This window comes from Mycobacterium sp. (assembly GCF_035499775.1).
In the GTDB taxonomy this organism is placed as follows: Bacteria; Actinomycetota; Actinomycetes; order Mycobacteriales; family Mycobacteriaceae; genus Mycobacterium.
Window position 1 is genome coordinate 1 of sequence record NZ_DATJYB010000503.1, and the last position, 10,956, is coordinate 10,956.

The 10,956-nt window shown below is 66.9% G+C and carries 11 protein-coding genes and 1 pseudogene; 8 read left to right on the forward strand and 4 right to left on the reverse strand.

Annotated elements, in window-relative coordinates:
• Together VML93_RS30840 and VML93_RS30845 are read right to left on the reverse strand one after the other, a co-directional pair.
• On the reverse strand, positions 1 to 96 hold a 96-nt coding region (locus VML93_RS30840), incomplete at its 3' end, for a hypothetical protein (protein ID WP_325616433.1).
• 59 nt (positions 97 to 155) lie between these two features.
• On the reverse strand, positions 156 to 1,112 hold the full coding sequence (locus tag VML93_RS30845; protein ID WP_325616435.1) for an SGNH/GDSL hydrolase family protein: 957 nt from the start codon (positions 1,110 to 1,112) through the stop codon (positions 156 to 158).
• Positions 1,113 to 1,357: 245 nt separating this feature from the next.
• On the opposite strand from VML93_RS30845, the gene VML93_RS30850 reads away from it, so the two are divergent.
• The 5 genes and pseudogenes from VML93_RS30850 (at position 1,358) to VML93_RS30870 (ending at position 7,455) form a co-directional block, all read left to right on the forward strand.
• A complete protein-coding gene (locus tag VML93_RS30850) occupies positions 1,358 to 2,425 on the forward strand; it encodes an alpha/beta hydrolase (protein ID WP_325616416.1) in 1,068 nt (355 codons plus the stop codon).
• 76 nt (positions 2,426 to 2,501) lie between these two features.
• Positions 2,502 to 3,908, forward strand: coding sequence for a cystathionine beta-synthase (locus VML93_RS30855; RefSeq protein WP_325616418.1), 1,407 nt, complete (start codon positions 2,502 to 2,504; stop codon positions 3,906 to 3,908).
• A 99-nt stretch (positions 3,909 to 4,007) separates the two neighbouring features.
• Positions 4,008 to 4,640 (forward strand): annotated as a pseudogene (locus tag VML93_RS30860) (RDD family protein); the annotation flags it as partial.
• A 63-nt stretch (positions 4,641 to 4,703) separates the two neighbouring features.
• Positions 4,704 to 6,281 (forward strand): protein kinase domain-containing protein, encoded by a 1,578-nt coding sequence (locus tag VML93_RS30865; RefSeq protein ID WP_325616421.1) that lies wholly within the window; start codon positions 4,704 to 4,706, stop codon positions 6,279 to 6,281.
• 19 nt (positions 6,282 to 6,300) lie between these two features.
• Positions 6,301 to 7,455 (forward strand): cystathionine gamma-synthase, encoded by a 1,155-nt coding sequence (locus VML93_RS30870; protein ID WP_325616423.1) that lies wholly within the window; start codon positions 6,301 to 6,303, stop codon positions 7,453 to 7,455.
• Between the two features lie 76 nt (positions 7,456 to 7,531).
• Here the strand turns inward: VML93_RS30870 and greA are convergent, their stop codons facing one another.
• Positions 7,532 to 8,026 carry a transcription elongation factor GreA gene (gene greA, locus VML93_RS30875; protein ID WP_325616425.1) on the reverse strand — a complete coding sequence of 165 codons (495 nt, stop codon included), beginning with the start codon at positions 8,024 to 8,026 and terminating at the stop codon, positions 7,532 to 7,534.
• A 222-nt stretch (positions 8,027 to 8,248) separates the two neighbouring features.
• On the reverse strand, positions 8,249 to 8,689 hold the full coding sequence (locus VML93_RS30880; RefSeq protein WP_325616427.1) for a DUF4307 domain-containing protein: 441 nt from the start codon (positions 8,687 to 8,689) through the stop codon (positions 8,249 to 8,251).
• Positions 8,690 to 8,743: 54 nt separating this feature from the next.
• Here VML93_RS30880 and mca point away from each other — a divergent pair, with 54 nt between their 5' ends.
• The 3 genes from mca to VML93_RS30895 form a co-directional block, all read left to right on the forward strand.
• Positions 8,744 to 9,616: a mycothiol conjugate amidase Mca gene (gene mca / locus VML93_RS30885; RefSeq protein WP_325616429.1), complete on the forward strand. Its 873-nt coding sequence runs from the start codon at positions 8,744 to 8,746 to the stop codon at positions 9,614 to 9,616.
• A 17-nt stretch (positions 9,617 to 9,633) separates the two neighbouring features.
• Complete coding sequence (locus tag VML93_RS30890; RefSeq protein WP_325616437.1) at positions 9,634 to 9,900, forward strand: hypothetical protein; 267 nt, start codon at positions 9,634 to 9,636, stop codon at positions 9,898 to 9,900.
• On the forward strand, positions 9,887 to 10,956 hold a 1,070-nt coding region (locus tag VML93_RS30895), incomplete at its 3' end, for a thioredoxin domain-containing protein (protein WP_325616431.1). The genes VML93_RS30890 and VML93_RS30895, both read left to right, overlap by 14 nt.

A 10,956-nucleotide genomic window follows, 5' to 3' on the forward strand; every position in this document is an offset into this window, starting at 1 on the left:
CACGGCCAGGTCGTCGGGCCGCATGCTCACCAGCGAGCCCTTCATGGCGCGGCCGATCGGCGAGCGGGCTGTTGAGACGATGACGGCTTCCGGCATGACGGCTCCTTATACGTGGGCTGCGGGCTCCAAATCTAGTCGCCGTCGCCCACGGGCTGTCACGAGGATGGGGAAGGCAGCGCCGATGAGGTGTCCGACGGCTGGCGCCGCCACAGCCGCGACATGACACGCAAGGGGCTGGGGGCGCTACCGCGCGCCGGCGCGCTCGCCGGCATCGGCACCTGAAGCCTTGCGCCCTCGACCTTTTCACCCAGCGCGTCGCAGAGCGCGACCAACAGGTGCTGGGCCGCCACCGCATACGCGGCCGCCGAGGGGTGGAAGCCGTCGGCGGAGAACATCACCTCCGGCTCAGCCCGGAACTGGGGTGACAGCAGCTGTCCGACCGGCACCGGAACACCGCCGGCCGAATTGACTGCGGCGGCCTGGGCGCGGGCAAGTTGCACCCCGCGCGTGTGTGCCAGCGAGCGCAGCGGCTGGGGGATGGCGGTGATCGTACCCAGATCCGGGCAGGTACCCACGATTACCACCGCGCCGCGGGCTCGCAGCTTTCGCACGGTCAGGGCCAGTCGGCGCGCGGACTGGCTGATGCCGTTGAGCGCCGTGATGTCGTTGGCGCCCAGCATCATGACCGCGACGTCCGGTGGCGGTCCGGCCACGAACATCGCGTCGACTTGGCCGCTCACGCCTTTCGAGGTGGCACCGACGATGGCCTTGGTGCTCAACCGGACTCGCTTGCCGGTCTGCTGGGCGAGCCCGCGCGCGACCAGCACGCCGGGCACTTCTTCAGCGCTGGCGCAGCCGTACCCGGTGGCCGTCGAGTCGCCGAAGATCATCAGGTGCAGGTCGACGGCCACGCCGCGCTGCCAACGCTGCACGGGGCCGCCGCCGGGGGTGTATACGCCGTCGGCGCGCGGCGGGATGTCCCAGGACTTGGGAATGATGGTGCGCGCCTGCGTCGCCTGGCCGACCAGTAGGTTGCGTGCGCCCAGATAGGCCGTACCTGTCGAGGCAAGCGCACCCGCTGTGGCCAGAGCGATCGTCGAACGACGCGTCACCCGGATGGTCACGCCAACATTTTAGGACGTCGTCTGCGGACTTTGCATGGGTTGCTGACAAACTGCGCGATTACGTTGTGGAACAAATGTGGTATCGAAATAGCTTCTTCCAACGTTCTACACAGAAAGCGCTGTCAAGCTAAGTTCGCGGGGTTGGCTGAACGCCGGGGGATCACCAGGTGAACCAGGCGGACGACCGCTTCGTACATGCTGTATGGACTACAAAGACGTAGGAAGTGTTGAGCATGACCGCACCTAGCAAGGTATCGGGCTCGCCCCGTCATACCCTTCGTCCACGTGACGTACTGAGGGCACGCAGGCTAGAAAACCGCAGATTCGCCATCAGCGACGGCGCCCCCGTCGAGGTACTCGAATCCGGGCCCAGTATCGCTGGACGATTAGCTACGCTCGCGTCACGGCTGACGATCCGACCGGTACTGGCCGTCGGTAGCTACGTGCCGAACCTACCCTGGCCGTGGGGCCTCATCGACTCGGCCGCCAAGGTTCTGCTGCCGGCAACCGCCACCGTCAGGGCCGAGGTGACCTTGCCTAACGCTTCTGCGCAACTGGTGCGAGCGCCTGGAGTGCTGCCCGCGGACGGCACCCGGCGGGCGGTCGTCTATCTGCACGGCGGCGCATTCCTGACTTGTGGAGCAAACTCGCACGGCCGATTGGTCGAAACCCTGTCAGAGTTTGCTGACGCGCCGGTTCTCGTCGTCAACTATCGGCTGCTGCCCAAGCATTCGATCGGGATGGCCCTCGACGACTGCTACGACGGCTACCAGTGGCTGCGGTTGCGCGGGTACCAGCCGGACCAGATCGTGCTGGCCGGAGACTCCGCCGGAGGGTATCTCTCGCTCGCCCTGGCGCAACGTCTGCAGGAGCTGGGCGAGGAGCCGGCAGCGCTGGTAGCGATCTCGCCACTGCTGCAGCTAGCAAAGGAATGCAAGCAGGCGCACCCCAACATCAAGACCGATGCGATGTTCTCCGCGAAGGCGTTCGACGCGCTCGTCGAACTGGTTGCTGGCGCAGCCGCCAAGCACGTCGTTGACGGCAAGCCCGAAGAGGTCTACGAGCCACTCGAGCACATCAAGCCGGGCCTGCCGCGCACGCTGATCCACGTTTCCGGATCCGAGGTGCTGCTGCACGACGCGCAGTTGGCTGCGAGCAGACTGGCCGCGGTTGGGGTTCCGGCCGAGGTTCGCGTCTGGCCTGGCCAGGTTCACGACTTCCAGCTGGCGGCGCCGATGGTGCCGGAAGCGGTCCGTTCGCTGCGCCAGATCGGGGAGTACATCCGCGAGGCCACCGGCTAAACCGTCGGGCGACCCGCCGTCGCGAAGCGGGTGGAGTGGGTGTGCGTGGCCCGAAATCGCCTGAGACGATGAACGCATGCGGATTGCGCAGCACATCAGTGACCTCATCGGGGGCACGCCACTGGTTCGCCTGAACTCCGTCGTTCCGGTCGGCGCCGGCACCGTGGTGGCAAAGGTCGAGTACCTCAATCCCGGCGGCAGTTCCAAAGACCGGATCGCGGCCAAGATGATCGACGCCGCCGAGGCCAGCGGACAGCTCAAACCGGGCGGCACCATCGTCGAACCCACATCGGGTAACACCGGCGTCGGGCTGGCGCTCGTCGCACAACACCGGGGCTACAAGTGTGTATTCGTCTGCCCCGACAAGGTGAGCGAGGACAAGCGCAACGTGCTGCTCGCCTACGGCGCCGACGTCGTCGTGTGCCCGACGGCGGTCCCGCCCGACGATCCCGACAGCTACTACAGCGTGTCCGACAGGTTGGTCGCCGAGATCGACGGCGCCTGGAAACCCGACCAGTACGCCAACCCCGAGGGGCCGGCCAGCCACTACGAGACCACCGGCCCGGAGATCTGGGCCGACACCGATGGCAAGATCACCCACTTCGTCGCGGGTATCGGCACCGGCGGAACGATCACCGGCGCCGGCCGCTACCTCAAAGAGGTATCCGGGGGTGCGGTGCGCATCATCGGCGCCGACCCGGAGGGGTCGGTGTATTCGGGCGGGAGCGGCCGGCCGTACTTGGTCGAGGGCGTCGGCGAGGACTTCTGGCCGGCGGCGTATGACCCCAGCGTGCCCGACCAGATCATCGCGGTGTCCGACTCCGACTCGTTCAACATGACCAGACGGTTGGCTCGCGAAGAGGCGATGCTGGTCGGCGGATCGTGTGGGATGGCGGTGGTGGCCGCGCTCAAGGTCGCCGAGGAGGCCGGGCCGGACGCGCTGGTCGTCGTCCTGTTGCCGGACGGCGGACGCGGCTACATGTCGAAGATCTTCAACGACGCGTGGATGTCGTCGTACGGATTCCTGCGCAGCCGCCTCGACGGGTCGACCGAGGAGTCCACTGTCGGCGACGTGTTGCGTCGGAAGTCCGGTGAGCTGCCCGATTTGGTGCACACCCATCCGTCCGAGACAGTGCGTGACGCGATCGGCATCCTGCGCGAGTACGGGGTGTCCCAGATGCCGGTCGTCGGCGCCGAGCCGCCGGTGATGGCCGGTGAGGTCGCCGGCAGCGTCTCCGAACGCGAGTTGCTGTCAGCCGTCTTCGAGGGTCGCGCCGGTCTGGCCGACGCCGTCTCCGAGCACATGAGTCCGCCGCTGCGGATGATCGGCGCCGGTGAGCTGATCACCGCCGCCGGCAAGGCGCTGCGCGACTGGGACGCGTTGATGGTGGTGGAGCAGGGCAAACCGGTGGGCGTCATCACCCGATACGACCTGTTGGGCTTCCTCTCGGAGGGGCCTCGAGGAGCGACCGGGCGACGGTAGCCGGCATGTGACCGACGTCTCTCCCGCATGGTGGTGCTCAGGTACTGTAATGCGGCCTAGTTCAGCTTCTCCCAGTGGAAGGTGACCATGACCGAACAACCGGCGCCCGGCGGCTCGCCCCAGCCACCCCCGCCACCCCCGCTGCCCGAGGGCATGTCCTACCCGCCGCCGCCGCCGTCCTCGGGTGCGGTGGCGCCGCCGCCGCCGGGGCCGGTGGTCCGCGCCCAGCCGACGGAGAAGTACACGCCCTGGGCCACCCGGGCACTGGCGGGACTCATCGACTACATCCCCGCCCTAGTCGTTTCTGTCATCGGCCTGGTGATCTTCAAACTCCTCACCGCCCAGCAAGACCAGTGTTCGACCGTTATCTCGGGATACGACCAAATCAAGCAGTGCACCCCGCCCTCGATGACGGTCCCGACCCTGGTACTGGCGCTCTCCTTCCTGGCGGCCACGGCCTACGTGATCTGGAATAACGGCTACCGTCAGGGCCTCACCGGGCAGAGTCTCGGCAAGTCGGTCATGAAGTTCAAAGTGGTCAGCGAGATTACCGGCGAGCCGTTGGGTTTCGGGATGTCCGTCCTGCGCCTGTTCGCGCACATCCCCGACGCGATCATCTTCGGCATCGGTTTTCTGTTTCCGCTGTGGGACGCCAAACGTCAAACCTTCGCGGACAAGATCATGACGACGGTCTGCCTGCCGGTCGGCGACGTAACCCCAACTGTGGCTTGATCTTCTGCCCGTGCCCGTCGCACGGTCTACTGTGTCGCTCATCGACATGCCAAGGAGGCAGACGTGGACGGCACGCCATTCGGGCGCTACCGGCTCATGGAGCAGTTGGGCCGGGGCGGCATGGGCGAGGTGTGGCGCGCGTTCGACTCCGGCACCGACCGCGTGGTGGCGCTGAAGGTGCTGCCCGCGAACTTCGTGGACGACCAGTTGTTCCAGGAGCGGTTTCGGCGAGAGGCCAAGGCGGCGGGCGGACTCGACGATCCTCATGTCGTCCCTATCTACGACTTCGGTGAGATCGAGGGCCGCTTCTTCGTCAGCATGCGGTTGATCAAGGGTCAGGATCTGCACACCATGCTCGCCGGCGGTGGGCTGGATCCGACCCGGGCGGTGGGCATTGTCGGTCAGATCGCCTCGGCGCTGCATGCGGCGCACCGGATTGGGCTGGTGCACCGGGACGTCAAGCCCTCCAACGTCCTGGTGGCCGAGGACGACTTCGCCTATCTGATCGACTTCGGGATTGCCCGCGCCGCCGGGGAGACCGGGCTGACCAACACCGGCGCGACGATCGGCACCTGGGCTTACATGGCGCCTGAGCGGTTCAAGAAAGGCGCGGCAGACGCACGCGCGGACGTCTATGCGCTGACCTGCGTGCTGCACGAGTCGCTGATCGGTGAGCCGCCATTTCCGGGCGACACCCTGGAGCAGATCGCCGTCGCCCACATGCTTCAGCCGCCTCCGCAACCGTCGGCGCTGCGGGACGGGATTCCGGCCGGGATGGACGACGTGATCGCCACCGGAATGGCCAAAGACCCCGACCAGCGGTATGCCACCACAAAGGAGTTGGCCGTGGCGGCGCGCGCGGCGCTGACCACACCGACCCACCGCTCCGGCGCGCCGCGCACCGAACGGCTGCAACCGCGAACCCAGCGGCTGACGCCGCCGCCCGCGCCGTTTCAGCCGCCGCCGCCGCGTTCTGATGAGCGGCCGACGCCGTTCTACCCGCCGCCGCCGCGTTCCGATGAGCGCCCGACGCCGTTCTACCCGCCACCGCCGCCGCCGCCCGTCGCACAACGCGCCAGTTTTTATCCCCCGCCTCCCGTGCCTGCCGGCTACCCGCAGCAGGCACCGCGCGGCGTCGTCACGCTTCCCGGTCTGGGGACCGTCACCGTCGCATCGATTGGGCAGCGGGTGGGTGCTCGATTGATCGATTGGCTGATCTACGGCGTTGTGTGCGTGATCTGTCTATTTATCGGCGGCGCGATTTCAGCAGCCACGGAGCACACGGTCAGGGACTCTTACGGCAACGTCACCTACCAAAGCTCCGGATTGGGAGCCTTCGCGGTTTTCGCGGCATATGGGGTCGGGTTGGGGATCTGCGTGCTCTACGAATGGCTCATGGTGGCTTACCGGGGCGCAACTCTGGGCAAGATGGCAGTCGGCGTCAAGGTGGTCGACCAAGTCACGGGCCAACTCCCCTCCCAAGGTCGGGCGTTCCTACGAACGCTCATTCCCTTTGCCGCCTCTCTGGCCTGCTGGCTGCCGGGGCTCCTGGTGTACTTGTCGCCGTTGTTCGACAGCTCGGGCCGGGCGCAGGGCTGGCACGACAGCGCCGCCGGCGACCTCGTCATCAAGACGCGCTAGCCCACTACGCTGGTCGTCGATGAGCGACGCAGACCACTTCAGGGGACTGGCCACCAAAGCCATTCACGCCGGCTACCCGCCGGACCCGGCGACGGGGGCGGTGAACACCCCGATCTACGCCAGCAGCACGTTCGCCCAGGACGGTGTCGGCGGTCTGCGCGGCGGGTTCGAATACGCCCGCACCGGCAACCCGACCCGGGCCGCATTGGAGGCCACGCTGGCGGCAGTCGAAGACGGTACTTACGGAAGGGCTTTCAGCTCCGGGATGGCCGCGACGGACTGCGCGCTGCGGGCAATGCTGCGACCGGGCGATCACGTGGTCATCCCCGACGACGCCTACGGCGGCACCTTCCGGTTGATCGACAAGGTGTTTACCCAGTGGAAGGTCGAGTACACGCCGGTGGCGGTGTCCGACCTGGACGCGTTGCGCGCCGCGATCACTGCGCAGACCCGCCTGATTTGGGTGGAAACACCGACCAATCCGCTGCTGTCTATCGCCGACATCGAGGGGATCGCTCAGCTGGGCGCGGAGCGTGCTGTAAAAGTGTTGGTGGACAACACCTTTGCCTCGCCCGCGCTGCAGCAGCCGTTGACGCTGGGTGCCGACGTGGTGCTGCATTCGACCACCAAGTACATCGGTGGCCACTCCGATGTGGTGGGCGGTGCGCTGGTCACCAACGACGAAGAGTTGGACAGCGCCTTCGCCTTCCTGCAGAACGGAGCCGGCGGGGTGCCGGGCCCGTTCGACGCCTACCTGACGATGCGCGGCCTGAAGACGTTGGTGCTGCGGATGCAGCGGCACAGCGAAAACGCCCTTGCCGTAGCGGAATTCCTCGCCGAACAGTCGTCGGTGAGCAAGGTGCTGTACCCGGGTCTGGCCGCTCACCCCGGACATCAGATCGCCGCCCGGCAGATGCGCGGTTTCGGCGGCATGGTCTCGGTGCGGATGCGCGCCGGCCGTCAGGCCGCCGAGGAGCTGTGTGCGCGCACCCGGGTGTTCATCCTCGCGGAGTCGCTGGGCGGGGTGGAGTCGCTGATCGAACACCCCAGCGCCATGACGCACGCGTCGACGGCCGGTTCGCAGTTGGAGGTTCCCGACGACCTGGTGCGGCTTTCGGTCGGCATCGAGGACGTCGCCGACCTGCTGGCCGACCTGGAGCAGGCGCTGAGTTAGTCCGCCGAGCAGACGCAGAATCGCACTGAGGGCGCCCTGCGCGTGCGATTCTGCGTCTCGCGCAACCTGGGCGACCCTACGAGTGGTACGGCTCGGCGCTGACCAGCGTGACCTGGACGGTGTTGCCGTTGGGCACCGTGTAGCTGCGGGTCTCGCCGACCTTGGCGTCGATCAGCGCGCCACCTAACGGTGAGTTCGGCGAGAACACCTCGAGCTTGCCGTCGTTCACGCCCTCCTGGCGGGTGGCGATCAGGAAGGTCTCACTGTCCGACTCGTCGCCGTTGTAGTAGACCTTCACCACCGAACCCGGCAGCGCCACCCCCGACTGCTTGGGCGCCTCGCCGACCTTCGCGTTGTTGAGCAGGTCCTGCAGCTGGCGGATGCGAGCCTCCTGCTGGCCCTGCTCCTCGCGGGCGGCGTGATACCCGCCGTTCTCGCGCAGATCGCCCTCCTCGCGGCGGTCGTTGATCTCCGCAGCGATGACCGGACGATTCGCAATCAAATGGTCGAGCTCGGCCTTGAGTCGGTCATGTGACTCCTGGGTCAACCAGGTCACCTGAGTGTCCGTCATCTCGTCGCGCTCCTTGTGTTCTCGTTCAGCGCTGTTCGCGCAAGTATGTGATCCCGGCTGCCGGGAGTATTCCGGTCCCACCCCGCGTGCTGCCGCTCCGTTCTGCTCACGGCCATTAATGCAGCAATACACGGTCCCAGCCGGAACCGTGCATTCATCCATGTTACCACTGCGGAAACAAACAATGACGGTTATCCGCGCAGTTCGGCGTTTGCGCCGTACTCAGGCCGAGCGCAGGTAGCCGGGCACGTTGGTGCCGCAGCCGTAGATGTCCGCCACCACCGGCGGCTTGCTGGATTTCAGCGTCGTCGTCACCTGCACCGTGCCCTGGGTCGACGGGGGGACGAGCACCTCCCGTCGGCCCGTTTCGCTGCCGTCTTTGGCCCGAACCCGCACGATGCAGTCCACCGGCCGCGACGGGTCGGCGCGCGTGACGCTGATCGTCACCGACGCTGTCTCGTTGTCGATCACCTGATAGCCGGCCAGGGTGCCCGACACGGCGCTGGTGCCTAGCCGGTGGTAGCCGATGATCGCGATGACGACGCCGGTCGCCAAGACCAGCGCCGTCAGCATGAGGGCCACCCGGCGGCGTGACCTGCTGGACAGCCGCGGACGCCCGTAACGGGCTTCCGGACGGGAGTCGGGTGAACAGGATGCAGCCATCGGAAGTTGGAATTATAAGGTCACTTGAACGCTCCAGGACCGACAAGGGGGCACGTGAGCAAACTGCGGTTGATGGCGGTGCACGCCCACCCGGACGACGAGTCCAGCAAGGGCGCGGCGACGCTTGCCCGCTATGCCGACGAGGGTCACGACGTGCTGGTGGTGACGTTGACCGGGGGTGAACGCGGCGAAATCCTTAACCCGGCGATGGACCTGCCCGACGTGCACGGGCATATCGCTGAGATCCGCCGCGACGAGATGGCCAAGGCGGCCGAGATCCTCGGGGTGGAGCACGCGTGGTTGGGTTTCGTCGATTCTGGCCTGCCCAAGGGCGACCTACCGCCGCCGCTGCCCGAGGGTTGCTTCGCGCTGATACCGCTGGAGGTATCCACCGCGGCGCTGGTGCGGGTGGTGCGCGAGTTCCGGCCGCACGTGATGGTCACCTACGACGAGAACGGCGGCTACCCGCACCCGGATCACATTCGCTGCCACCAGGTGTCGGTGGCCGCCTACGAGGCGGCCGGCGACTACTGCCGCTTCACCGACGCGGGCCGGCCGTGGACGGTGTCCAAGCTCTACTACATCCACGGTTTCCTGCGCCAGCGCATGCAGATGCTGCAGGACGAATTCGCCAGGCACGGCAAAGAGGGGCCGTTCGGGAAATGGCTCGAGCTCTGGGATCCCAAGCTTGACGTGCTCGCCGACCGGGTGACGACGCGCGTTCAATGCTCGGCCTATTTCAGCCGGCGCGACGACGCGCTGCGGGCGCACGCCACCCAGATCGATGCGGCGTCCGAATTCTTCACCGCTCCGATCGAATGGCAGCAGCGGCTGTGGCCGACCGAGGAATACGAGTTGGCCCGCTCGCGCATCCCCGCCTCGCTGCCGGAGACCGATCTGTTCACCGGAATCGAGTCGGACGGGTGAATCAGCTGTTTGTCGTGATGAGCGCCAGGGTGCTCGCCGATGAGCATCCGCATAACACCGGACCCGATTTCGGCAAGGCCAGTCCGTTCGGGCTGCTTGTTGTGGTGCTGCTGGTGATCGCGACGGTGTTCCTGATCCGATCGATGAACAAGCAGCTCAGGAAGGTCCCTAAATCTTTCGACCGCGACAACCCCGAGCTCGATCAGGCCGCCGACGAGGGCACCGACACCGCCGGTGGGGCCGAGCACGAGCGGCGCCAGGGACCCGGTGATGAGCCCGGCTGACTGCTCGCACACCAATACCCTCGGGCTGGCCACCAGTCCTTACCTGCGCCAGCACGCCGACAACCCGGTGCACTGGCAGCAGTGGACGCCGCAGGCACTGGCCGACGCGGCCGCACGCGACGTTCCGATCCTGCTGTCCATCGGCTATGCGGCGTGTCACTGGTGTCATGTGATGGCTCACGAGTCGTTCGAGGACGACGATGTCGCCGCCGTCATGAACGAGGGATTCGTCTGCATCAAAGTCGACCGCGAGGAACGGCCGGACATCGACGCGGTCTATATGAACGCCACCGTTGCCTTGACCGGGCAGGGCGGTTGGCCGATGACGTGTTTCCTCACGCCCGACGGCCGGCCCTTCTTTTGCGGCACCTACTATCCGAAAGCGGGCTTCCTGCAACTACTTTCCGCGGTATCCGAGACCTGGCAGCAGCGCCGCGGCGAGGTCGAGGAGGCCTCCGACCACATCGTCGGCGAGTTGCGCTCGATGGCTTCCGGGCTGCCTTCCGGGGGCCCGGAGGTGGCGCCGGAACTGTGCGACCATGCCGTCGCGGCGGTGCTGCGCGACCAGGACACGGTCCGCGGCGGCTTCGGCACAGCGCCCAAGTTCCCGCCGTCGGCGTTGCTCGAAGCGCTGCTGCGCAACTACGAGCGCACCGGGTCGCCGGAGGTGCTGCAGGCGGTCTCGTGCACCGCCAACGCCATGGCCCGCGGTGGCATTTACGACCAACTCGCCGGCGGCTTTGCCCGGTACAGCGTCGACAACGCCTGGGTGGTACCGCATTTCGAAAAGATGCTGTACGACAACGCATTACTGCTACGCGCATACGCGCACTGGGCCCGCCGCACCGGAGATCCGTTGGCGCGCAGGGTCGCCGGGCAGACCGCGCGCTTTCTGATCGACGAGCTGGGCACCAGAGTCGAAGCCGACATGTTCATTTCGTCGCTGGACGCCGACGCCGACGGCCGCGAGGGCTCGACGTACGTCTGGACGCCGGCGCAGCTGGCCGAGGTGCTCGGCGACGACGACGGCCGTTGGGCAGCAGAGGTTTTCGCGGT